Annotated in this window: 27 protein-coding genes; 4 read left to right on the forward strand and 23 right to left on the reverse strand. The window is 54.4% G+C overall.

Annotation, left to right across the window (positions count from 1 at the left end):
• Nucleotides 1-270 precede the first annotated feature (270 nt).
• Nucleotides 271-825 (forward strand): hypothetical protein, encoded by a 555-nt coding sequence (locus tag ABEA92_RS24960; RefSeq protein ID WP_345687399.1) that lies wholly within the window; start codon nucleotides 271-273, stop codon nucleotides 823-825.
• Here ABEA92_RS24960 and ABEA92_RS24965 read toward each other — a convergent pair.
• Complete coding sequence (locus ABEA92_RS24965) at nucleotides 822-1748, reverse strand: glycosyltransferase family 2 protein (RefSeq protein ID WP_345687401.1); 927 nt, start codon at nucleotides 1746-1748, stop codon at nucleotides 822-824. The two genes, ABEA92_RS24960 and ABEA92_RS24965, sit on opposite strands and share 4 nt — an antisense overlap.
• A gap of 536 nt (nucleotides 1749-2284) precedes the next feature.
• Between ABEA92_RS24965 and ABEA92_RS24970 the strand changes: the two genes are divergently transcribed.
• From ABEA92_RS24970 to ABEA92_RS24980, 3 genes are all read left to right on the forward strand, one after another.
• Entirely contained in the window at nucleotides 2285-4279 is a 1995-nt protein-coding gene (locus ABEA92_RS24970; RefSeq protein WP_345687403.1) for a cation:proton antiporter, read from the forward strand.
• Nucleotides 4280-4436: 157 nt separating this feature from the next.
• On the forward strand, nucleotides 4437-5099 hold the full coding sequence (locus tag ABEA92_RS24975) for a hypothetical protein (RefSeq protein WP_345687405.1): 663 nt from the start codon (nucleotides 4437-4439) through the stop codon (nucleotides 5097-5099).
• A 77-nt stretch (nucleotides 5100-5176) separates the two neighbouring features.
• Nucleotides 5177-5740, forward strand: coding sequence for an elongation factor P (locus ABEA92_RS24980; protein WP_345687407.1), 564 nt, complete (start codon nucleotides 5177-5179; stop codon nucleotides 5738-5740).
• A 397-nt stretch (nucleotides 5741-6137) separates the two neighbouring features.
• Here the strand turns inward: ABEA92_RS24980 and ABEA92_RS24985 are convergent, their stop codons facing one another.
• The 22 genes from ABEA92_RS24985 to rplD form a co-directional block, all read right to left on the reverse strand.
• Complete coding sequence (locus tag ABEA92_RS24985) at nucleotides 6138-7160, reverse strand: DUF6807 domain-containing protein (protein ID WP_345687409.1); 1023 nt, start codon at nucleotides 7158-7160, stop codon at nucleotides 6138-6140.
• A 55-nt stretch (nucleotides 7161-7215) separates the two neighbouring features.
• A complete protein-coding gene (locus ABEA92_RS24990; protein ID WP_345687411.1) occupies nucleotides 7216-11817 on the reverse strand; it encodes an outer membrane protein assembly factor BamB family protein in 4602 nt (1533 codons plus the stop codon).
• Between the two features lie 272 nt (nucleotides 11818-12089).
• The gene (locus ABEA92_RS24995) at nucleotides 12090-12668 is read right to left on the reverse strand and encodes an adenylate kinase (protein WP_345687413.1); all 579 of its coding nucleotides are present in this window, start codon (nucleotides 12666-12668) and stop codon (nucleotides 12090-12092) included.
• 137 nt (nucleotides 12669-12805) lie between these two features.
• Nucleotides 12806-14206: a preprotein translocase subunit SecY gene (gene secY, locus ABEA92_RS25000; RefSeq protein WP_345687415.1), complete on the reverse strand. Its 1401-nt coding sequence runs from the start codon at nucleotides 14204-14206 to the stop codon at nucleotides 12806-12808.
• A 252-nt stretch (nucleotides 14207-14458) separates the two neighbouring features.
• Nucleotides 14459-14965 carry a 50S ribosomal protein L15 gene (gene rplO, locus ABEA92_RS25005; RefSeq protein WP_345687417.1) on the reverse strand — a complete coding sequence of 169 codons (507 nt, stop codon included), beginning with the start codon at nucleotides 14963-14965 and terminating at the stop codon, nucleotides 14459-14461.
• 66 nt (nucleotides 14966-15031) lie between these two features.
• Complete coding sequence (rpsE, locus tag ABEA92_RS25010) at nucleotides 15032-15559, reverse strand: 30S ribosomal protein S5 (protein WP_040769396.1); 528 nt, start codon at nucleotides 15557-15559, stop codon at nucleotides 15032-15034.
• 45 nt (nucleotides 15560-15604) lie between these two features.
• Nucleotides 15605-15973, reverse strand: a complete 369-nt coding sequence (gene rplR / locus ABEA92_RS25015) for a 50S ribosomal protein L18 (protein ID WP_345687419.1) — start codon at nucleotides 15971-15973, stop codon at nucleotides 15605-15607.
• Nucleotides 15974-16022: 49 nt separating this feature from the next.
• Nucleotides 16023-16568: a 50S ribosomal protein L6 gene (rplF, locus tag ABEA92_RS25020; RefSeq protein ID WP_345687421.1), complete on the reverse strand. Its 546-nt coding sequence runs from the start codon at nucleotides 16566-16568 to the stop codon at nucleotides 16023-16025.
• Between the two features lie 129 nt (nucleotides 16569-16697).
• The gene (rpsH, locus tag ABEA92_RS25025) at nucleotides 16698-17096 is read right to left on the reverse strand and encodes a 30S ribosomal protein S8 (protein ID WP_008703506.1); all 399 of its coding nucleotides are present in this window, start codon (nucleotides 17094-17096) and stop codon (nucleotides 16698-16700) included.
• A 22-nt stretch (nucleotides 17097-17118) separates the two neighbouring features.
• A complete protein-coding gene (locus ABEA92_RS25030) occupies nucleotides 17119-17304 on the reverse strand; it encodes a type Z 30S ribosomal protein S14 (RefSeq protein WP_081614327.1) in 186 nt (61 codons plus the stop codon).
• Nucleotides 17305-17390: 86 nt separating this feature from the next.
• Nucleotides 17391-17969 carry a 50S ribosomal protein L5 gene (rplE, locus tag ABEA92_RS25035; RefSeq protein ID WP_345687424.1) on the reverse strand — a complete coding sequence of 193 codons (579 nt, stop codon included), beginning with the start codon at nucleotides 17967-17969 and terminating at the stop codon, nucleotides 17391-17393.
• A gap of 97 nt (nucleotides 17970-18066) precedes the next feature.
• Complete coding sequence (gene rplX, locus ABEA92_RS25040) at nucleotides 18067-18414, reverse strand: 50S ribosomal protein L24 (protein WP_345687426.1); 348 nt, start codon at nucleotides 18412-18414, stop codon at nucleotides 18067-18069.
• A gap of 111 nt (nucleotides 18415-18525) precedes the next feature.
• Complete coding sequence (gene rplN / locus ABEA92_RS25045) at nucleotides 18526-18894, reverse strand: 50S ribosomal protein L14 (RefSeq protein ID WP_008703514.1); 369 nt, start codon at nucleotides 18892-18894, stop codon at nucleotides 18526-18528.
• 173 nt (nucleotides 18895-19067) lie between these two features.
• Nucleotides 19068-19406 carry a 30S ribosomal protein S17 gene (gene rpsQ / locus ABEA92_RS25050; RefSeq protein ID WP_008703516.1) on the reverse strand — a complete coding sequence of 113 codons (339 nt, stop codon included), beginning with the start codon at nucleotides 19404-19406 and terminating at the stop codon, nucleotides 19068-19070.
• A 31-nt stretch (nucleotides 19407-19437) separates the two neighbouring features.
• The gene (rpmC, locus tag ABEA92_RS25055) at nucleotides 19438-19647 is read right to left on the reverse strand and encodes a 50S ribosomal protein L29 (protein ID WP_345687429.1); all 210 of its coding nucleotides are present in this window, start codon (nucleotides 19645-19647) and stop codon (nucleotides 19438-19440) included.
• 73 nt (nucleotides 19648-19720) lie between these two features.
• Nucleotides 19721-20137, reverse strand: a complete 417-nt coding sequence (rplP, locus tag ABEA92_RS25060) for a 50S ribosomal protein L16 (protein ID WP_040769397.1) — start codon at nucleotides 20135-20137, stop codon at nucleotides 19721-19723.
• Entirely contained in the window at nucleotides 20076-20786 is a 711-nt protein-coding gene (rpsC, locus tag ABEA92_RS25065; protein WP_008703522.1) for a 30S ribosomal protein S3, read from the reverse strand. Before rpsC ends, rplP begins: the two co-directional genes overlap by 62 nt.
• A 94-nt stretch (nucleotides 20787-20880) precedes the next feature.
• Entirely contained in the window at nucleotides 20881-21240 is a 360-nt protein-coding gene (gene rplV, locus ABEA92_RS25070; protein ID WP_339937214.1) for a 50S ribosomal protein L22, read from the reverse strand.
• A gap of 31 nt (nucleotides 21241-21271) precedes the next feature.
• The gene (gene rpsS / locus ABEA92_RS25075) at nucleotides 21272-21544 is read right to left on the reverse strand and encodes a 30S ribosomal protein S19 (protein ID WP_345687433.1); all 273 of its coding nucleotides are present in this window, start codon (nucleotides 21542-21544) and stop codon (nucleotides 21272-21274) included.
• Nucleotides 21545-21621: 77 nt separating this feature from the next.
• Nucleotides 21622-22482, reverse strand: a complete 861-nt coding sequence (rplB, locus tag ABEA92_RS25080) for a 50S ribosomal protein L2 (RefSeq protein ID WP_345687435.1) — start codon at nucleotides 22480-22482, stop codon at nucleotides 21622-21624.
• 78 nt (nucleotides 22483-22560) lie between these two features.
• Nucleotides 22561-22881 (reverse strand): 50S ribosomal protein L23, encoded by a 321-nt coding sequence (gene rplW, locus ABEA92_RS25085; RefSeq protein ID WP_345687437.1) that lies wholly within the window; start codon nucleotides 22879-22881, stop codon nucleotides 22561-22563.
• A 103-nt stretch (nucleotides 22882-22984) separates the two neighbouring features.
• Complete coding sequence (gene rplD / locus ABEA92_RS25090) at nucleotides 22985-23635, reverse strand: 50S ribosomal protein L4 (protein WP_345687439.1); 651 nt, start codon at nucleotides 23633-23635, stop codon at nucleotides 22985-22987.
• Nucleotides 23636-23640: the final 5 nt, after the last annotated feature.

Raw genomic sequence — 23640 nt, forward strand, 5'->3', positions numbered from 1 at the left:
GCGTTCTGATAGCAAATCAGCGGGTATTTCTGGTAAGACGTTCCGTTCGTAACGGTCAGGAGACGATAGGTGCGTCAAAAATGTTCGCAAAACGTCATTTTGACTCAATTCTTCGTTGAGCCCGCCGCCCAGACAGATACCATCGATCATGTGCTAAGCGTCAAGCACATCGTGGTCATCTAAATCGCGTGGAAATGTTTCCCATCGCCTAGATCTCTCACGTCCGTCCCACGAAGAATTCACCCTCATCAGGTACCGCCATCTATGGATATGAGCGAGACAAGCCAACCGACAATTGATGAAGTCGATTTGCTGTTGGCGAATGCCCGCTTGCGTGACGAGCTCGAGCCGTATCGTGACGAATCGATTGATAGCTCGTCGATGCACCGGATGCCATTGCACACCGAAAACGAATATCTCGCCTCGATGTTGGCTTGGGAACGTGCTCCCGCTTTGCCGATCGCGTCTTGGTTCAACCCTCCGATGCAATTGCCAAGCCCTGATTCGGTTTCCGACAGCACGTTGCCGCGGTTGCTTGCCAACACGATCGAACGATTGTATTCCGAGAAAGTGGTGTTGAAGTTCACGGATCATTTATCCGATCGCGAACTTTACAAGATCATCTATCGCGACATCATGCCCTCGTGCGAGAAGAAACTCGACATTCCGGGCAAGTACCTCGAGTGGCGATGTGTCGAGGACAACGAGACTTGGTTGCGTTATTACGCGGACGCGGTCGATCGCCGACGATTTCAAGAAGAGCACGATGTGCCCCTTCCCGTCGCCGAAGAGCCCAAGTTCAAACGCAATTTGCCAGGCAACTAGCCTTTGCGGTAGATCCACATGCACGCCAGTGCTGAGACCGCGTCTTTCCAACCAATCTTTTTGCCCTCGTCATAGCCACGGCTGTCGTAGTGGGTTGGAACCTCGAGAACGCGTACATCTTTCGCGGCAATTTTTGCCGTGATTTCGGGCTCAAAGCCGAACCGACACTCTTTGAGTGAAATGCTTCGTAACATTTCACCGTCGAACGCTTTGTGACAGGTTTCCATATCGGTTAAACGTAGCCCGGTCATCAGATTGCTCAGCTTCGTGAGCATCCAATTACCAAAGCGATGCAGCCATGATGGATCGCTGCCGCCGTCCAAGTAACGCGATCCATAGACCACATCGGCGTTACCGTCCAAAATCGGCCATACCACACGCAGCAGCGTAGCAGGATCGTATTCAAGATCCGCGTCTTGGATCGCCACCACGTTGCCCTGGCTGTGCCGGATCGCCAAGCGGACCGCCGATCCTTTGCCGTGATTGCAGCGACGACGAATGATCGTGCGGTTGGCACGCGGGGTTAAACCGGCGAGCCATTGACTGGTGCCATCGGTGCTTCCATCGTCGACGATGATCACCTCGGTCGAACGAGGCATCACTTCATCAATTCGCTCGAGCACCTTGGGAAGCGTTTGTCGTTCGTTGTAGACCGGAACGATGATCGTCAAATCGTAGTGATCGAGCGGCTGGACACTGTTTGCCGCGATCGAGGCTTCGGCAATAAAGTCGAGCGTTTCTTCGGTGCGGCGGATCACGTCGTCGACCGGGTCGACCAGATCGAGACTCCAGCTTTCGCGTTTTGCGTCGGGTGTCGCAGCCACCGGCGGCCGTGCCGCGGGTTTGGCCACAGCAGGATCTTGGGTCGCAACGGTGTCGGCGGTAAACATCAAGTCGGCCGAAATGTCAGATTCAATTGGCATGCGGAGCTCGGGCACAGTCGGTGATAGCGATGGATCGATCGGTTCCTTCCTCAGTAAATCTGGGCTATCAAAATCACCCGAGCCGAAAAATTTGCCGCAACCGGCCAAATCCCGCCTCTCGGAACCACCACTCGTTCCGGTTGTAATGGTTGTGCCGAACTCGCTGGATTTAGCAGCACCGCGATGGGATCTCGGCTGGCGGCACGATTCCCCGGGCATCTCGCCCCTGCAATCGATGGATTCACGGAATTTTTGGCAAAAGTGACGGAGTCGTCGTTCTCCGTAGACCTAGGGTCTAGGGATGGCTCCGAGTCGTTAACTGCGGCCGCTTTGACTCATCCGCTAGGATACTGCAAGCCGCGTCGGCTACATTATCGCTGTTCACGATCACTGTTCACGCCGCCGATGCGGTCGATGGCGTTTTGCAAAACCATATCGGCAATGGCTGTGTTGCCGCTGCCGATGGGGTTAAAGCGGATCCCAGCATCCCACGATGCAAATCAAACGCGAATCCAAATTCACGCGAAGAAATATTTATGGACTTACTGCTTTATCTTGCTCTTGTCCCAACACTTGGCGTCGTGGCACAGTGGATCGCATGGCGAACCGGATTGCCGGGGATTCTGTTGCTGCTGTTGTTCGGAGTATTGCTGGGGCAATTCGTTCAGCCCGACGCGTTTCTGGCCGAGTTGACTGGAGGCACGGTAGCTCAGGCGGGGCCCGAGCTGCTCTTTCCAATCGTCTCGTTGTCGGTAGCCGTGATCATGTTCGAAGGTGGCTTGTCGCTGAAGTTTCATGAGCTGCGTGAAGCGGGAAGCGCGGCGTTTCGGCTGGTCACCCTCGGCGCCATCATCACCTTTTTTGGCACGGCCACGGCGGCCCATTTCACGCTCGGTTTAGCGTGGCCTATTAGCTTTTTGCTCGGGGCGATTTTGATTGTGACCGGGCCCACCGTGATTGGGCCGTTGCTGCGGCAAGTGCGTCCGACACGCCGTGTGGCATCGACGTTGAAATGGGAAGGCATCGTGATCGACCCGATCGGTGCGGTCCTAGCCGTGTTGGTATTCGAAAACATCTTGGTTCATTCGTCCGAGCCCGATCTCGGCTCGGCATTTTTGATGCTCTCCATAACGATTGTCGTCGGGATGGGATTGGGGTGTGCCGGTGGCGCGTTTCTGTCCGTCGCGTTTCGTCGCTATTGGTTACCCGATCAATTGCACGGAATTGGAACGCTGTCAGTGGGGCTGCTGTTGTATGCCATCAGCGACCATCTGGCGCATGAATCCGGGCTGATCACGGTCACGGTGATGGGAATTTGGTTGACCAACCGGCATCATTTCGACATCGAACATATCGTTGAGCTAAAAGAAAACTTACGCACGCTGTTGATCGGTTGTCTGTTTATCGTGCTCGGGTCTCGCGTCGTGATCGATGACGTGACGGCTCATGGATGGCATGGGCTGTTGTTCCTGTTGTTGATGATTTTTGTCATTCGCCCAATCTCAGTCTTCGTGTCGCTTTGGAAATCGCCACTGAGTTGGCGAGAGCAAGCGTTTGTGGCCTCGTTGGCACCACGTGGGATTGTGGCAGCGGCTGTTAGCAGCGTCTTTGCGCTGGAACTCGAACGCCGCAGTGGTTCGTTTGACCTAGCGGGGGCCGATCAATTGGCCACGGTCACCTTTCTAGTCATCGCGGGAACGGTTGCCGTATATGGGTTGGCGGCATCACCGATCGCCAAACTGTTGGGACTCGCCGACGAAAAGACCAACGGCATCTTGATGCTCGGAGCTGATCGATGGGTGCGAGAGTTTGCCGAAGAACTGACCGAAGTGGGGGTTCCGGTGACCTTGGTCGACACCAACTATAACAAGGTCTCTCAGGCACGCGTCGCGGGGCTACGCGCCGAATGCATCAACATTCTCAACGAGCATGCTCGCCAAGACCTGTCGCTAGTCGGAATCGGGCGTTTCTTGGCGATGACGCCCAACGACGAGGTCAACTCGCTCGCACTTCTTGAATGTCGCGGGATGTTTGAAAGTGCTCAGCTTTACCAGTTGAACTTTACCGTCAAAAAATCAAATTCGCGGCGTGAGATGACTCACAATCTCGTCGGCCGACAACTGTTTCGCGAAGGGCTGACGTTCTCGAAAATTCGCGAATTGCATGAGTCCGGTGCTGTGTTCAAAGCAACGAAATTGACCGACTCGTTTACCTACACGGATTTTATTCGTCGGTATAATGAGGTACCCGAGCTGCTGTGCGTGGTGCAAAGTGATGGGATCCCGCTGCTCAATACCGTCAGCGACCCGCTGAAACCCGAGCCTGGTCAAACCATTGTCTGTCTTGTCACGTCGGTCCCTTTGCCTCAAGAACATGTGGCGATGGACGCGGTAAAGAATGCGGACGCGGAAAAGAATGCGGATCGCGATAAGCATTCGCATCCCGAATTGAAGTCGGCCGATTCAGCATCATCCGCCCCCAATACATCCAAATCGAACTCGTTGGAGACAAAGAAATCCGAAACCCGATAATCTCGATGCCGTAAAATCGGTCTCGCGTGTTCGCCCACTTGTTCAGGCCCGCTTGTTCATATCCGCTCGTTCATATCCGCTCGTTCATCTCCGTTTGCTCACGCTGGCTGGCGTTCGCAATGCACCTCTTCGCTCCTCGATTGCTATTCGTTCTCTGATGTTGATCCCACCGTTTACGATGCTGTTGGCCCTGTTGCCGCTGATTGGCTACTTGATTTTGATCGGGGGCATTCGTGCATCGGGACGTGCGTTGATCACGACGGGGCCGCGAGACGTGGCGGCGATTGGGATCGCCGTTAGCGGGCTGGTTGCGGTCGGTCCCGTTGAACTGTTCTTTCCCGCGCCCGCCGCCAGCATGTTTGGCCCCTGGGTGTGGTTTGCCATCGCGGCGTTCTATTTTTTGTGTTTGACGCTGATCGCAATCACCAGCACTCCGAAATTGGTCGTCTATGGTCGATCGGCCGACCAAGTCTTTCCGGCACTTTTAGCGGCCGCACAACATCTTGACCCCGCCGCCACGGGGGATGCATCCGGTTTACGCATCATGATGCCGACGATCAAAGTCCAATTGCGAATTGATGGACAATCCGGAGCCGATTCGGCCCAAATCCTCGCCTTTGAACCCAATTTGACCTCTCAGTTTTGGTATCAATTGCAGGCTCATCTCCGCGTCGAGTTGCCAAAACAACCGGTGCCCCGCAATCTAGGCGGCGTCTCGATGTTGATTGGGGCGGGCTGCTTGATCGGACTATTGCTGTGGCACAGTTCGGGGCGAGAAGAGTTGGTGGTCGAGGGCTTTCGTAAATGGCTATGGCGATGAAATAATGCCGCCGTTGGTTCGCTTTAACCCATCTCCAATCTCTTATGGTCTGTCCCTAATCCAGGGCAGAGTCACCGATGCTCGCAAAAGAAGTTAAAACCGGATCGGTCATTGTGCACGAAGGCAACCCGATCGTCATCATTTCGCTTTCGGTTCAATCACCCTCGGCACGTGGTGCTGCGACGTTGTACAAGTTTCGCGGCCGCAATGTCGTCACGCGAAATAAAGTCGACGTTACCTTCAAAGGAACCGACGTGGTTGCCGAAGCCGATTTTTCGAAACGCAACGTGCAACTGATGTACTCCGATCCAAACTACATGTACGTGATGGATCAAGAAAGTTACCAGCAGTACGATGTGCCAATCGAAGATGTCGAAGAACAGCTTCCCTACATCACCGAAGGACTCGAAGGCATTCGTGCCCTCGTCTACAACGACGAATGCGTGGGAATCGAATTGCCCGCGTCGGTCGAATTGACAATCAAACAGTGTGACCCGAGCATCAAGGGAAACTCGGCCACGGCACGCACCAAGCCCGCGACGCTCGAAACCGATCTCGTCGTACAGGTCCCCGAGTACATCAAAGAAGGGGAACGCATCAAAGTGGACACACGAACCGGTGAATTCCTGTCGCGCGCCTAAAGCCAACATTCGGAAATGAATTCGTTATTTCAGAATGTTTCCCGAATGACACGAACCTTTCGGTGGCGTTTAGGCCGTTCCGCTAGCGTTTCACTGGCATCGGTGTAGCTCCACCGTCAGCTTTAGATGTAGTGGACGAGGCAACGAGTCCCAGCGTCTGAGTTCCCAGCGACTTCGTGACACCACGGGATTCGTTGCCTCGTCCACTACAGTGAAAGCACCACATCAAGCGGCAACAACCCGGGTTTTTTTAGCGGTGCGGCGCAAGCCGCGCGGTCGAATTCGAACGTTTTTCCACGCTGCAACCGGACGGCTCAGGCCGCGCCGCTAACAACAGGGATGGCATTGACGCACGCACCGTCGATCGCATTGTAGATGATCGCGCGATCGCGATGACCTACAGCGCTTCGGGTTTTTCAGCCGCATATTTGGCGAATGCTTTCTCGGTCGCCTCGGCATCAAAGTCACCTTGATACAGCACCACTCGGCAGCGAATGGCCATCGTTTCGCCATCCTTTAGCGTGATGCCTTCGGTTTTGTCGCCGCCATTGAAATGGTAGTGGCCGAACGGATTGGCGGCAAACAATCCGTAGGTGCGAACGTGCCAGCTGCAGGGAGCGGCAAAACTCGACGGATGATAGAAAACGGACATGCCAACGGTCTGGTTGTCCACGGGGCCCGAGTAGTTCACCCAGTTTGATTTTTTGGCCCAGGCGTCCGAATTGGTCAACCCTTCGGCATTGGTGATCTTGCCACCAAGCTTCGAGTCGACCTTCATGGTGCCGGCGACACGAATTCCAAAGCTGCCTTCTTTGGTGTCACCAAAATTTACATCGCCATCGGTCGCGCGAAGCACGACTTCGAAATCGATGATCCGTTTTCCATCTTCGGTGTGAAAGGTGGTACGGCGCGAATCCGATAACTGTCGTTTGCCTTCCGCATCATTCCAGTCGTTCTCGGTCGTGATCACGACCGCATCATTTTTCGCATCAACGGTGGCTTCACCAGAGGTCTGGACGATCCGTCCGGTCCCTTCGTGCGCGTCATCGATCCAAAAATCGATGCCGTTGACTTCACCATGGGTGAACCAAAGCGAGCGGTGATGATCGTGATCTAATTTTTCGCCTTCGGTTCCCTTCTTCATGGGAAAGTCACGCGTCATCGCATGGCCACCGGGCCCGATCACAGGATAAACAATCGGAAAGCCGTTTTGGTATTCGATATAGCCGGCAAATAGTTTCCCGTTGTCGTAAATCTTCCAACCTCGAGGCGATTCGACCTTCTTGACGCTAAGTCCGGTTGATTTTGCCGGCGAATCGGCCGCCGCACGTGATGCATCGACTGTCGGTAACGCGACCGACGTCGAAACGAGCAGAGCGGCATAGAGAGATCGAAGCAAAGCGGTCTTTAGCAAATGCATGGTAGGTCCTAGCGAGCAAAAACAGGAGGGAAAGAGGGGGAGGGGCGATCACCGTTTACGATGGATCGTCTTCTTCGCGAAGCGGTGAATCGCCTGGGGCGACATCGGATTGGTCATCCACGTCATCCTTGGGATCAAAGTTTAGTTGCAACTTCTCGATCCCGATATCAACAATCATCAAATCTTGACCAGGTGGCAATTTCGTTTGCGTCTCTAATTCATTGGTGTGGCTGGGAACATCTTTCCCTATCACCGAGTTGACTTCATGGCCATCATCCACATCCAGAGCCAAGAAATCAAGCGTTCGCGTTCGTACGCGTGGGTTGGGGAAAATCGATCGACCTCGAGTCAGCAGCACCACCGGCGTCGCGTCAGGTTGATGGATCGTGCATCCCCAAGGCTCTTCGAACTCCTTCTGCCACAATGATTTTCCGTCATTCAGCGAGATCGCAAAGATCGCATCCGTCGTTTCATGATCGTTGCCTTGACGTGTGTGCAGCTGGGATGTTGGCGGCACATCGCTGGTTTGAGGGCGACGCATCGGCAGCAAGAAACATTTGTCCTCCAACACCATGGCATGCAGCCCAATTAGGTCTGGGTACGCGGGCAATGTGAGACTGCTGATTTCCTCTGCCGAGATCAGGTCCCAGATCGCCGCGTTCCCTTCGGTGTCCAATAGCGTCAAGTAGCGACCACCGACCAACCGGCCATACGATGCCGGAATGTTCTCGTTGGTTCGGTTCGCTTCGTTGGCACGTTTACTCAGTTTGACTTTGTTCGTAAACGGATTGAACAAGCGAATCTCATACTCACGCGAGGTGCCCGTCGGCAAATAACTGAGTACATGCTCGCCGATCGACGACCAAATTTGTCCGTGTTCCCACGCGGTTTCACGCAGTTTCGCCCCATCATGCAGGTTGAAAAACACGACTTTCTTTTCGCTATCCGAGACGACTGCGACTTCGTTGCCATCGGATAGAACTACTCCGCTGATCGGAGCGTCCGAATTTCGCCACTGGGTTTCTTTGCTCAATAGATCCAACGACATCAGTTCGCCGCCCTGTAGCGCTAACACACGGTCGCCAAGGATGGGGCCAAGGTCAAACGTGGGAACTAGGTTTCTCGCACTCGCGCCGTTGATCAAGTATTGAAAGACTTGATCGCCAAATCGAGTCGGATTGCTCCGGCGTTTTAGAAGTGGTGAATCATCGCTGCTGAGACTATGTCGCCACAGCACCGATTCATTCGCTTGACTGTCCAAGCGGTGCAAGTCCACCGCAACCAACGCGTTGGGCGTCACCACAATCATCACTCCGCCAGCGATCATCGCTTCGTTTTGCCCCATGTCACGCTGCCGGTTTTCGAGGTCCAGCGGAATCCCACGAGGGTAGCCCTGCGGATTTCGCAGTGCCAAGGCAAAGGCACCTTCGCTGACTAACCGCCAACCTTGAAACTCTCGGCCGGCAAGAATCTTGGTTTCCGATACCTGTTGGTTCAGTGCCATCGTCGCTCGCATGCGACTCGGTCGTGGTTCCCACTTCAACGTGGCGGTATCAGGCCAAGTGTGCGTTTTGACGAGCGGCCGCGTGGCCGCTTCGATTTGATCGAGCGATTCGGCGTCGGGGCCATCCTTCCGCTCTCGCAGCAGGTTGATCATGTGCAACGCGTCTTCGGCGTAACCGCTCAGCGAGTGAATCTTGGCTAAATGGAACAACCGCTCGGTGGGCAACGTTTTGAGTTGTTCTTCGGTGGCATAGCGGCTGCCCAGCTGCAGGCTGTACGCACGAAGCCATTCTTGGTCCTTTTCCAATCGGCTGGATAATTCGTTGCGAATCAGATCGCTGGCTGGCAACGGCCCAAACTGCTGAATTAGCTGCCATAACAAATTGTTGGGACTGTGCTGTTTTTCGGCAAACGTTTCTTTGAACAATTCGTTGATACTGGCCCGTTCGGATTCGTCCATCCGACTTGCCAATTCGGCCGAGCGTGCCGCCAGCCAAGCGTCCAGTGAACATTGCCGAGTGACATCCGAAACAATGCGATTGGCCGCATCCTTGCTGGCGGGTTCCATCGTCACCACGTCGGACAATTTCAGCATGTATTTCGCCGCGTCCAGATGCTGATTGTTTTGCAACGCGGCCCGCACGCGAAGCGCCAGCAGCTCGACTCGCTGTTCAGGTTGGTAGATCAACTGGTCCAGCGTTTCGACCAGCTCGCCGTCGACCTCGGGCGATTCTCGTAGCGAATCGAGCATCGCGGCAACCGACAACATCAACGCGGTGTCGTTGTCCGGTTCTTGCACACGTGCCTTTGCCAGTAAATCCAACGCTTCATCACGCTGACCTCGCTGGATCAAAAGTTCCGCTTTGTGAATGAGTGCTTGGATGTCTTCGGGGTTGCGGCGAAGCGCTTGTTCAATTTTGGGTTCAAGCGACGCTTCACCATAAGCCACCGCAATCGAAGTGGCTCCTTGTGACATCAGCTCGCCTTGGGCCGCAACAAGGTTCCCCAACTGGAACCGCAGCATGCGGCGTCCCAGTACCGTGCCATCCTCGAGCGAGACTTTGATGATTTCATTCGATGAGGTGGGAAGCAGATAGAAATCCTCGCCAAACACCCCCCGGCCCGAAATCGTCTGGCCAACCGAAAGCAGATCCGAATTGGATGTCCATAAATTGTTGCCCGTCTTCAAATCGTAGGCACTGATTTGATTGGTCCCGACCAAAAAGAATTTGCCGTCGCGAATGCCCGCCAAATATCGCATCGTGATCCGGTTTTTCTCTGGGAATAACGACTCGCCGCTGATCACATCCAAACCGATCAAACGATCCGATTCGATCGGGGTGACCAACAACGACTGGCCCGACGCGATTGGGGCTCCGTTGTGCCATCGCTGCATTAGCGGCACTGTTTCGACGCCCCGTCCGCGTCCGCTCATGCTGCGAGCGAATTCATCGTTGCGATTAAAGACGACGCCCCAGCGAAGCATGCGGTCGGCCAAATCGATGGCGACCATCGCGCCGGCTCCCGTCGGACAGATCAATACACCTTCATGAAACGTGGGGGTGGCCCCCGCAACGCGGCGAATCGGATCGGTCTCGATGCCTCCGGTTTCCACCGCGACGAGATGTTGGCGCCACAGTTCTTCACCCGTCGCCGGTTCGAGACACACCAATAGGATGTCGCCAGCGATTTCGACAATCGTGTACAGTCGTCCGTCCAGCGGTAACGGGGGCCCTAGGAAGAACGCATCGCTTAGGGTGGACGCGGTGTCTTCGCCTTTGCCTAATCGCCACAGCAATTTACCTTCGGTTGCCAGATCGAGCGCAACCAACGTGTTTGAACTGCTGTCGGTCGGCCGAGTGCCTCGCATTCCCATGATCGGACTGAACGATGCCATCTCGACTTGACCGAGATCGTCGACCATGAACACACGCGTTCCATCGCTGCTGATTTCGCCGTAGGGCAAATCGTTCCAGACCCGTTGGGTCAATAAATCGGCTGCGTCGTCCTCGCCTGGGATGGCGTCAAAATCGATCTCCGTCGAGTGATGACTTTGCTGCGCGGAGAACCATGGGTACATCCACACTCGTTTGCCGCTGAGGTAGTCCACACCGACAAGCCGCTCGGTGGTCCGCATCAACAACTGATTGCCGACGCGAATCGGCGTCCAACTCGGAGGCGGCAATTTGCCAGAGATCGATAGGTTGGATGCGATTTCACGAAGCGTACGCCCTTGTCGGGGACTCGCTGTCGTGTCGAGCATCCAGCGTTCGTTCTCAAGCGGCATCTCGCCCTGGCTGAGTTCGTTGCGACTGGGCTCACCACCGAAAATGGAATAGTCCGCGTCGCTACGATCGACCGACTCGCCCGAGCCAAAACGTTGTTCGATCCAAGCCGCTAACTCGTCACTGTCCGGAAGTGGTTCCGATTCTCCGTTGACCGTGATCGAGGTTCCACGCAGTGAAACCTCGGCCACGTCACGTCCCGAAATATGGCGAGCCGCTGCATCGAACAGCTTGACTGATTCACCTAGTCGTGAGATGGCTGCGGGGACATCGACAATGTCATCAAGCAATAGCGACGCGGCCAATGCATGGCCGGCATAGAATTCACGCTTCGCCAATAACAACGTCGCATCGTAACCTGCATCGGTGTGAAAGTACTTGCGACGAACCTCTGTGACGACTCGCCAATCACGTGATGCCGCTGCATCGTCAAGCATCTTTCGTGCGAGCGGTCCGTAACGTAGTTCGTACATCTCGCGTGCCTTGCTTGGCAAACCGCCGACCATATCGCGAGCATGACGAAACAGACTTTCGGTGAACCGTTTCTTGTTCTCGGATGCATCACTTGCATCGAGAAAGAAGTCCTGGCCATTGAGCTCGCTGTCGTCGATCGATCGGATGTCGCGTTGTAGCAAGTCGCCGAGCCGGACCACGGCGTCACTGTAGTTTTCGTTCTCAATCGATCGCTCGGCTTCACGCAGTTGTTGCTGCATGTTCCGCGGTGCTTCGATGAAACGTCCTGATTGGGCACCGCCAATTGGGCGAAAGAAGCCTTGTCCCCAACAATCCTCGACCGCAACTGCGGTAAAAACGAGGAACAGGCAAGCCGTGTGGTAACGAAATCGGTCCATATTGATCAACGTGAGCACAGTCAGTCCTGTGAATAATGTTCCGTGACACCAACCCAAAGTGGGGATGGCGGCAGTGAGTTCTCCCTACGCCGTATTGTACTGTAAACATGGCAGGGGATTGGGGGGCAGAACGCTGTGCGCGGCCGCGTCGGTCGCAAAAAAGTACCGCGACCTTATCGGAAGGGAACGGGGGGCACGCGGTTGCCCGGAGCATGCCGTGGGGAACGAGTCTGAGTAGGTCGTTGACGGTCGCGGTGGAGGGCCGCCCGTGTGATCGCTCGAGACGCCGACTAGCCGTGCTTCGGCTTGGTCGCCTGCACGCACGAGCGGATTTGAGCAAACACCTCGTCCGGCGACCGGGTGCCGTCGATGTGCCGCACGATTCCTTGGCCTTTGTAGTAATCCAACAGCGGTGCTGTTTGCGTAAAGAAGACTCTCAACCGAGCCGAGATGGTTTCCGCGTTGTCGTCCGCCCGATTCTCGATGCTTGCTCGTTTTAAAAGACGCGATACCAGCTCTTCCTGGCCAACCCGCAGATCGAGCACCAGGTCGACACGGTTATTCTTGATCGCCAGCTGCTCATCAAGCATCTGAGCCTGATTTAGGGTTCGCGGAAATCCGTCAAACAGGCAGCCGCACTGACAATCGCTTTCCAACAATCGCTTGTTGACGATTCGCATCACCAGATAATCCGGAGCCAACCGGCCGCCGTCGATGTATCCGGATACGATCCGTCCCAGCGCGGACTCTTTTCGAGTCCCCCGCAACATTTCTCCGGTCGACAGATGCGGGATCTCAAGCATTTGCGTTAGCCGCTTGCACTGAGTTCCCTTTCCAGCGCCGGGCGGTCCGATAAAGACGATCCGCATCGCAATATGCTCTAGAAACGCGTTAACTCAACTGTAAATCGGCGACACGCTTGTTCCGCCGCCGCAACGTTCGGGCGACGGACACTCGGCGAACCCGAACACAGGTTCGCCTGAGTTGAAGCGTCCTCTGCAGAACACTATACCACTGGCGATACGCCGCCACCGGCTCCTTCGAGCAAACCACGGTAGTTTCGCATGACCAAGTGCGAGTCGATCTTTTGCACCAGGTCAAACGCGACGCTAACGGCGATCAGCAGTCCGGTACCACCGTAGAAACCAGCGATCGAATACGGCACGCCAAGCGATCCATAAACAATCGTCGGAACGATAGCCACAATCGAAAGGAACGCTGCGCCGACATAGGTGATTCGCACCATGACCTTTTCGAGGTAATCGGTGGTTCGTTTACCCGGCCGGTATCCCGGAATAAACGTTCCGCTGTCTCGCAAGTTGTCCGACATCTCTTTCGGATTGAACGTGATTGCCGTCCAGAAGAAACAGAAGAAGAAGATCAGTGCGACATACAGCAAGTTGAAGATGTACGACGTCTGATCACTCAAGGTCAAACTGAACAGATTCATCACGTTAAACACGCTGCCGCCGCTTTCAAAGCGACCCGCCAGGAAACCAAACATCACGCCTGGGATCATCAGCAAGCTGCTTGCGAAAATAATCGGCATCACGCCGGCTTGGTTAATTCGCAGCGGCAAGTGTTGGCGAGTTCCGCCGTAGACGCGGCGACCGCGGGTGAATTTTGCGGACTGCGTCGGAATCTTGCGTTGCCCCAGCGTGATAAACACGACGCCAAAGACCACACCGACAAACAACAGCACCAACAAGATCAATGTTTCGATACCAACCTGGCCGCGGCTCAAACCGGTCAGCTCGGTCTTCATGTTACGGATCAACTCGTATAGAGCCTTTGGCATTTGGGCCAAGATGCCTGCCATGATCAGCAAACTGATCCCGTTGCCGATTCCGTATTCGTCGATCTGTTCGCCCAACCACATCAGGAACACGGTTCCGCAGGTCATCACCAAAACGGCGACGATCTGCCAACCAAAGTACAAGCCTGTGGCATCGGCGTTTAGAAAGTTTGGATTGATATTGCCATACCCGGTGCTACCGCCGGCCATCAACATGAATTTCAGGTACATGTAGCTCTGGATAACACAGATGAATACCGTCAAGTAACGCGTGTATTCGTTCAGCTTCTTGCGGCCTGCTTCGCCTTCCTTCTTTAACTCTTCGAGCGGTTTGTAGACGCTGCCGAGCAGTTGGAAGATAATCGATGCCGAAATGTAGGGCATGATTCCGAGACCAAAGATCGTCGCTTGACGAAGGTCGCTGGCTGCGAACACGCTGACTTTTTCAAAAAAGTCCGACGCCGCCCCACCCGCTGCATCGCCCATATTGGTCGCGATCATCGGCAACGGAATGTGGAACCCGATTCGATAGACCGCCAACAGGCCGATCGTGAGCAGAACCTTCTTGCGAAGCTCAGGAATCGAAAAAATGATTCGTAGTTTCTCAAACATACGTCTAGGCTATCTCAGAGTGTGGGACAGGTCTTTGCGTTGTAAGCCTGCCTAAATCCTAATGGCGACCTCTTCACTAAAAAGGCCACCCCACGGTGTGAACGAAATGCGGTTCACAAACCACTATCGGCGGAGTCTACCGTTTACGCGGATTTCGAGCGATAGGGAAGTGAGTGGTCGTCCATGAAAAAAAGGGTGAATGCACGCATCCACCCCTTTTATCTAATTTTGAATACGGTTCCTGGTAACAGGTTACGCTTTCGCAGCGGCTTGCTTCTTCAAGTCGGCGACGCGTTCTTCCGGAGCCCGCCTGGCAACCAATTTGTTGACCGTGCCGCCGGCTGCGGTGATTTTTTCTTCGGCCGACTTGCTGAAGCGGTGAGCCGAAACGGTCAGCTTCTTGGTCAATTCGCCATCGCCCAAGATCTTGACTTCGTCAAAGGTGCCCTTGGCAAGGTCCTTTTCGGCCAACAACTGCAGCGTGACCTCGGTGCCGTCTTCGAATGTGTCATTCAAGCGGCCGACATTGACAGCGAAAACCGAGGTAGCAAAGCGGTTGTTGAAACCACGCTTTGGAATACGACGGAACATTGGCATCGCACCGCCCTGGAAGTTGGGCTTGCGGCTGTAACCGCTGCGGCTCTTGTGTCCCTTGTGGCCACGACCGGAGGTTTTACCAGTACCACTACCAGGTCCACGACCAATTCGTTTTCGGTTGCGGTGCTTGGTTATCCCGCGGTGCACGTCGTTAAGGTTCATGACGAAATCTGAATCAATTTCTTATGGTGATCGTTGTCTAAAGAGTCGGCGATTTTTAAGACCGGATTATACGGTCAATTCGTCGAGTTCCACGCCTCGCAGAGCAGCGATTTGCTCGCGAGTACGCAGCTTGGAAAGTGCGTCAATGGTCGCTTTGACCAAGGTGACTGGATTATTGGTGCCGTACGACTTTGTCAAAATGTCGTGGATTCCCGAGGCTTCGCAAACCGCACGGACGGCTTGGCCGGCGATGATACCGGTACCAGCACCCGCGGGGATCAGAACCACCTTGGCAGCGCCGAATTGGCCCCAAACTTGATGAGGGATGCTGCCTTCGACAAGCGGAACTTCGATCAAGCTGTTGCTAGCTTGCTTTTGAGCCTTCTGCACGCTTGGAGGAACCTCGTTGGCTTTGCCGTAGCCCCAGCCAACTTTGCCTTTGCCGTCGCCGACAACGACCATCGCCGCAAAACTGAAACGTCGACCACCTTTCACAACGGCAGCACAACGCTTGATCTTGACGACGCGATCCAGCAAATCACCGAGATGATTTTCTTCGCCCGAATTACGCTTGTTTCGTGGTCCGTTACTAATCGTTCTGTCCTCAGGAAATGTTTCTTTATCTACTTAGATCAAACTTTAGAACTGCAGTCCAGCTTCACGCGCCGCTGTAGCAAATGCTTTAACACGTCCGTGATACTTGTTATGACCGCGATCAAGTTTGACCGCTGTAACGCCAGCCGACGTAGCACGTTCGGCAATCAATTTGCCGATCATCGCAGCCGCGTCGCTGTTTCCGCCATTGCTGACACTTTCGCGAACCGATTTGTCACGAGTGCTCGCACTAGCAATTGTCTTGCCTGCATCGTCGTCGACCAATTGGCAACTGAAATGCTTCAGCGATCGTTGAACGCATAGTCGAGGATGATCCGCACTGCCGCGCAATTTGTTGCGGACGTGTTGGCGTCGACGTAGTCGTTTCTTTTGAAGTTTCTTGTTCTTGTCCATCGTTCTATTCGCTAGCTCTATGCCTAGTTTTATGTTTGACGCCGTTTGACTACTTCGTAGCCGACTTACCAGGCTTGATCTTGACGTATTCGCCTTGGTAACGCACGCCCTTGCCCTTGTAAGGTTCAGGTGTACGGCATGCTCGCACTTCGGCAGCAAATTGGCCGACGCTTTGCTTGTCACAACCTTGGATCACGATATGCGTTTGGTCAGGGCATGTGACTTGCAAATCGCTGGGGATCTTGCGATGCAATTCGTTGGCGTAACCAACACGCAATTGCAACACGTCGCCCTTGATGGCAGCCAAATAACCGACACCGACGATCTCGAGCTTCTTCTCGTAACCCTTGGTCACGCCTTCGATCATGTTTCTGATGATCGCACGGGTCAGCCCGTGCAATTCACGCGAGGTTCGCTCGTCGTTGTCACGCGTGACGACCACTTCTTTGGCGTCTTCGTTGACGGTGACGGTCACTTCGTCGCGATGTTCGAACGTCAACTTGCCTTTGGGGCCTTCGACTTCGATGACGTTGCCGTTAACAGCGACTTTCGCGCCATTGACGATTTCAACCGGCTTTTTTCCGATACGGCTCATGGTTATGTCTTCGTTATCTGCGGTGCTGTCTGCTACGAGATCAACACCGTCTGACTGCACAAATGGTAGGTTGGATTAACTTCGCGTCGGACACAGGGATGTTCACAACCCTGCGGGCGATATGCGACGTTAGGATACTTCGCAAAGCACTTCGCCGCCGACCTTGTCGCGACGAGCTTCACGATCGCTGATCACGCCTTTACTGGAACTGATGATGCTAATGCCCATCCCTCCGAGTACCGGACGCAATTCTTTGCTGTGGCTGTAAAGCCGGCGACCAGGCTTGCTGATTCGCTTGATCGATTGGATCACGCGTTCGCCGTTGGGGCCGTACTTCAGTTCTAGGCGAAGGGTTGGCGAAGGATTCTCTTCGTCCACTTCCTTCCAATCCCAGATGAATCCTTCGCGTTTGAGGACGTCCGCAATACCACGCTTGACGCGGCTTGTTGGGATGTCCACATACGGCTTCTCAACGCGTACTGCGTTGCGAATTCGTGTCAGCATGTCGGCAATTGGGTCTGTCATCATAGTTCGTGTTCTCCCCTTTGAATTACCAACTGGCCTTGCGAACGCCTGGGATCAACCCAATGTTGGCATTTTCGCGAAAACAGATTCTGCACAAACCAAACTTGCGATACACCGATCGAGGTCGGCCGCAAAATTTGCAGCGATTCTCTTGTCGAGTGCTAAATTTTGGCTTTCGGGCGGCCTTCGCGATTTTTGATTTACTTGCCACGGGCGCTGGTTCCGTTGATTAATTCGGGGTCTTTGTTTTGATTCGTAATATTAGGTCGGCTGGTTCCAACTCGACGAAGCGTGACTCTAAGCTGCGTCTGTCTTTTTCTTCTTCTCAGCTTTGAACGGCATGCCGAACTCGGCCAACAAGTCACGAGCTTCGTCATTCGTACGTGCCGATGTGACGATCGTGATATTCATCCCTTGCGGGCGAGTGAACTTGTCGGGGTTCAACTCCGAGAACACCAACTGCTCGCTCAACCCGAGTGTGTAGTTTCCACGGCCATCGAATGCGTTACGGTTGATCCCGCGAAAGTCACGGACTCGTGGCAACACGATCGAGATCAAACGATCGAGGAATTCGTACATTCGTTGGCGACGCAACGTGACCATGCATCCGATTGGCATGCCTTCACGCAAACGGAAACCCGCGATCGATTTGCGAGCCAGCGTGAGCACAGGTTTTTGACCTGCGATCTCCGTCATGGCGTCCACTGCCAAATCGAGAACCTTCTTGTCGCCGGTTGCAGCTCCAACACCCATGTTCAACGTGATCTTTTCGATACGTGGGACTTGGTGAGGGTTCGCGTAGCTATGCTTTTCGACCAACGCTTTGCGTACGGTCTCTTCATAGCGAACTTGCATTCGTGGTTTGGAATCAGCCATTTTGGCTCAGCTACATCTAATGTGTTGAACGGTTGTATTGTTTGCTTTGAAGCCACCGCACAGGGCGACTTCGAACGATCTGCGATCTGGGCGACGACTACTTCGACGCGTATTGGGCTCGTGCAGGAGCCACTTTGCCCAACGATGCACCACTCTTTTTGGCGTATCGTTCTTTGCTGCCGTCGGCCAAGTAGCGAACGCCAACGCGGGTGGGAGCTCCGGTGGTCGGATCAATCAACATCACGTTGCTTGCCGAGATTGGCATCTCTTTGTTCAGACGCCCACCTTGTGGATTTTTTTGGCTGCGGCGAACGTGCTTCCAAACTCGGCCAGCACCCTCGACGACCACCTTATTTTCTTTACGATCGATCTTCAGGATCTTTCCTTTGTGCCCTTTGTCGGCACCCGCCGTCACTTGGACTTCATCATCAACGCGGAAAAACATGGCTAATCTGTACTGGGTTAAAAATTTGGATTGCTTAATCTACCGTGGTTTTCTAGAAAGCCAAGACTCCAAAGGGGCGAGTTGGCCCCGAATCTGGCGACTTTCTAGTGACTAAACCACTTCGTTCGCCAAACTAACAATCTTCATGAAGCTTCGGTCGCGAAGTTCGCGAGCCACCGCACCAAAGATACGTGTTCCACGAGGCGCTTTATCTTTATCGATCAACACGACTGCATTGGAATCGAACTTGATGTAGCTGCCGTCGGGGCGACGCGTTGGCGTTTTGGTGCGAACGATTACCGCACGTACAATCGCCTTTTTCTTGACTTCGCTGCCAGGAATCACGCTTTTGACGCTGCAGATAATCACATCACCGACACCAGCGAAACGGCGGCGGGTGCCTCCGAGTACTTTGATGCACATCACTTGTCGAGCACCGGTGTTGTCGGCAACTTCGAGACGGGATTCTTGTTGGATCATGATCTGTCGTGGCCAGAGGCCATTCCGCTACTAAACGAAAATTGTATGGGGTATGTACGGTCTTCAAGCCGCTTGCCAAGTTCACGAGTGGCACGCTGATTCGTGCCGTGGTTCTCGATCGCTTGTTTTGCAGTGACGAGGGCGTTCCGCTGGCACCATCGTGCCAAGCACACTTACGCCTTGTCCGGCTCACCTGCGTGAGACGCTTCCATGGCTTCCGCTTCGGCCGACGCTTTGCGAGCCGCACGCAGTGCTGCCAGGTCAACGTCGGTGCTCTTTTGCAGCACGCGTACTAAACGCCATCGCTTCAGCTTGCTAAGGGGTTCGGATTCGATGATCTCAACAAGATCGCCCGCACCCGATTCGTTGTTCTCGTCATGGACATGGCATACAGTCCGACGGCGAACGTACTTTTTGTACTTCGGATGTTTGACGACACGATTGATTTCGACACGACGAGTCTTGCTCATCTTGTCGCTGGTCACAGTTCCGGAAACGACGCGCTTTGGCATAGGTCTTTAGTACCCGTTTGCAGACGGGAAATTAGGAGTTAGTTGTGTTCGCCTTGGACCGCTCGGTTTGGATCGTTTTGATCCGCGCGATCAGGCGTCGGTTTTTTCTGATTTCGCTAGGAGTATTGAGGCGTTCCGATTGCGACTGGAACCGCAAACGAAACAGGGTCTCACCCGCTTCTTTTGCTGTCGCTTCCAGCTGATCGTCGCTCATCTCGCGAAGTTCGGTTGTCTTTGTCATAGCTTTGAAATGTCTGGGGTGTTAGCGAACTCATTGCGGCGACCATCGATCGGGTCGCCGCGTCTGACTCACATTAGGCAGTGCGTCGTTCGACAAACCGAACTTTGACTGGCAGTTTGCTCGCCAAACGTGCGAAACAAACCTTGGCCTGTTGTTCGGTAACACCACTGAGTTCGTATAAAATGGTTCCCGGCTTCACGACCGCGGCCCAGAAGTCTGGCTCCCCCTTACCTTTACCCATCCGAGTCTCCAGCGGAGTGCTGGTCACTGACTTGGTTGGGAAGATTCGGATGTAAAGCTTTCCTTCGCCGCGGACGTATTGCTGGGCAGCGATACGACCGGCTTCAATCGTCGTGGCTCGGATCCAACCCGCATCAAGCGATTGGATGCCGTAGTCACCGAAGACGACTGTGTTGCCGCGCGTCGCGTTACCTTTTATGCGACCTCTTTGGCTTTTTCGATGCTTGACCCGCTTGGGCATCAGCGCCATCGGATTCGTCTCCGTAAGTACCTTGATTAATCCAAACCTGAATCCCGATGTGCCCCTGTGGCGTCATCGCTTCAGTCGTTCCGTAGTCAATTTTTGCTTGCAGGGTGCTCAACGGAATCGAACCCGCAATTTGTTTCTCACGGCGAGCCATTTCAGCTCCACCGAGTCGGCCTGCCAATTGGATCTTGATCCCCTTGGCTCCGGCATCCATCGTTTGCTCAAGCGATCGCTTCATCGTGCGACGAAAACTCGATCGTTTGGCCAACTGTTGTGCGATGTCCTCGGCCACCAATTGAGCTTGCAGCTCAGGACGGCCGACTTCTTCGACTTTCAAGTTGATTCGGCGTCCGATCAAGTTTTGCAGTTCGGCTTGCAGGATCTCAATTTCTTGACCCTTCTTGCCGATGATCAAACCTGGTCGTGCGACGTACAACATCACTCGGACTTCGTCACGCGTTCGTTCGATCTCGATGCGATCGATACCCGCGTTCTTGTATTGTGTCTTTTTGGGGTGCTTGGTGATGAATTCACGCAGCTTGCGATCTTCCACCAACAGGTCCGCAAAGTCTTGCTTCGACGCATACCAGCGGCTATTCCAGCTGCGAGTAACGCCTAGTCGAAACGCAATCGGGTTGACTTTTTGACCCATAACTTAGGACTCGTGTGTTCTTTCTAACGGGATTGGTATGATTTCGCCGCTGCTGTCGCCCGGCGAAGCAATCGATTCGTCAAATTGGATCGGGTTAAACTTCGTCAATCGGCGTCAAGCCAACGTGAATGTGGCTGCTTCGCTTTTTGATCATGAACGCGGTGCCGCGAGCACGAGGGCGGATACGCTTGAGCATCGGGCCGCCATCGATGCGGACGTCGGTCAGCACCAATTCTTCGATCCGGTGACTGCGGCCATCGTTCTGGTCGGGGTCTTGGGCGTTGCCGATCGCACTCTTGATGCATTTCTCGAGCATCCGAGCCCCACGTTGGGGTTGGAACTTGAGGGTGTCAAGTGCTTCGTCGGCATACATGCCGCGGACCAAGTTCGCCAGAAGACGCACTTTCTGTGCGCTGATTCTTGCGTTCCGGTAATGTGCTGTGAAACTTGCCATAACTTATCTCGTGTTCGGTTACACCAACGTGTTACTTCTTGCCGCCCTTGCCGCCGTGACCCTTGAAGGTTCGCGTCGGAGCAAATTCGCCTAACTTGTGTCCAACCATGTCTTCGGAAACAAGCACCTTCACGTGCTTGCGGCCATCGTGAACCATGAACGTGATGTTCACGAACTCAGGCACGATCGTGCATGCACGAGCCCAAGTCTTGATTGGTTCGGCACGTCCACCTTCGAGTTGCTTTTGGACCTTGAAGAACAACTTCGGGTCGACGAACGGGCCTTTTTTGCTGCTGCGGCTCATAAATCAATCAATTTCAAAATGCCAGGTTCAAACCAACGTGGCTTTGAACCCAGAGGAAAGTGTTCCTGGTGAATGTCTTACTTGTGTAGCTTCAACTGGCCATAACGACGACTCTTGCGTCGGCGTACGATCGAGCTGTTGCTTGGTTTGCGTTTCTGGCGAGTCGCTCCACCCTTGGCACTCTTGCCTTGTGGGCTGACCGGGTGACGACCACCCTTGGTTCGACCTTCACCACCACCGTGCGGATGGTCGATCGGGTTCATCGCGGTACCGCGAACATGCGGCCGACGTCCGAGCCATCGTGAACGACCTGCTTTACCAAGTCGGACGTTCATGTGGTCGCTGTTGCCAACCTGACCAATGGTCGCTCGGCAAACACTTGGGATACGACGGATTTCACCGCTTGGCAATGAAATTTGAGCCCAGTCTGCTTCGCGAGCCATCAAGGTCGCTTGCGTTCCGGCGGATCGGCAAAGTGTGGCACCACGACCTGCACGCAATTCGATGCAGCACACCGAAGTTCCCAGCGGGATGTACTTCAGCGGCAAGCAATTGCCTACGACAGGAGCGGCTTCAGGGCCGTTTTGTACGGTATCGCCAGCTTTCAAGCCAGCGGGGGCGACGACATACGTCTTTTCACCATCGGCGTACTTCAACAATGCGATTCGCGCCGAACGGTTGGGGTCATACTGGACCGAATCCACGACCGCGGGCATCCCGTCTTTCGCACGACGGAAATCGATGACGCGGTACTTTTGCTTATGACCGCCACCACGGTGACGTGCTGTGATCTTGCCCTGGTTGTTGCGGCCGCCCGTTTTTCGCTTCGGTCGAAGCAAATTTCGCTCTGGCTTGGCACCAGGAGTCAAATCGGCAAAGTCGCTTACTGACGCGTTTCGGCGTCCAGCACTTGTCGGTTTGTAGACTCGGATTCCCATGATGATTCAGTCAGCAGTTAACAGTTTGCAGTGGTCAGTGATATTCGTTGGTTGCAGCGATACGGCTGCCGGTGGGTGCTAGAAGAAGTCGATGCGGTGATCTTCGCCCAGCTTGACGATTGCCTTCTTCCAGTCCGCAGTGCGGCCAGCTCGGAAACGGTATCGGCGTGTTTTGCCCTTCCGCGTCTGTGTGCGAACCTTTTCAACCTTGACGTTGAACAGGGTCTCGACAGCCTTCTTCACGTCCAGCTTGGTAGCGTCGCGATGAATTTGGAATGCGTATTGATTGTTTCGGGTAGCCCGGTGAACCCCTTTTTCAGTCACGAGCGGGCGAAGCAGAACCTGGTGAGGTTCCAGCTCGATCGGACTTGATGGTGCGGGGGGAGTAATGTGTGCCATGGTTTCTTCGCTCGGCTAATACGTTGTTTGTGCTGCGGTTGCGACTTGTCCGACTCGATCAAGTTGTTTGACCGAGTCGATCGCCTGCGGATGAGCTTTCGCTCTACTCGGCACTGGCTTGCGTGCCAGCGAATGTTCCGTCTTTGATCTTGTCCATCGCGTCTTTGGTGACCAGCATCCGCTTGGGACGCAAGATTTCCAATGCGTTCAGGTCGCGAACGGGATGGACGCTGACACCTTCGATGTTGCGACCACTCTTGTAAACCACCATGTCTTGGTCAGCGGTGGCAACCAAGGTGCTCGAGCCTTCCAGCCCCAAGGCCTTCAGGATCGTCGCCATCTCTTTGGTCTTTGGTTTTTCGAAACCGAGGTTGTCGATCACCAGCACTTCGCCGTCGTCGATTTTCGAGCGGATGGCCATGCGAGTTGCCAACCGAACCGCCTTCTTAGGCAAACGATAGCTGTAATCACGAGGCTTGACCGTTCGAGCTACACCACCACCGCGGCGAACGTTGGTTCGCTTGCTGCCGGCACGAGCGTTGCCCGTACCTTTTTGGCGGTACATTTTCTTGGTCGTGCCGCTCACCTGGCCGCGAGTACGAGTGTTGTGCGAACCTTGGCGTTTGTTTGCCTGGTACATCACAACGACATCGTGCAACAATTGCTTGTTGACGCGGTTGGCGATTGTTTCGGTATCGATATCGTACTGCCCGACTTCGCTGCCGGCAGCATTGTAAATGGTTAGAGATGCCATCGGAT

The sequence above is a fragment of the Novipirellula caenicola genome, assembly GCF_039545035.1.
In the GTDB taxonomy this organism is placed as follows: domain Bacteria; phylum Planctomycetota; class Planctomycetia; order Pirellulales; family Pirellulaceae; genus Novipirellula; species Novipirellula caenicola.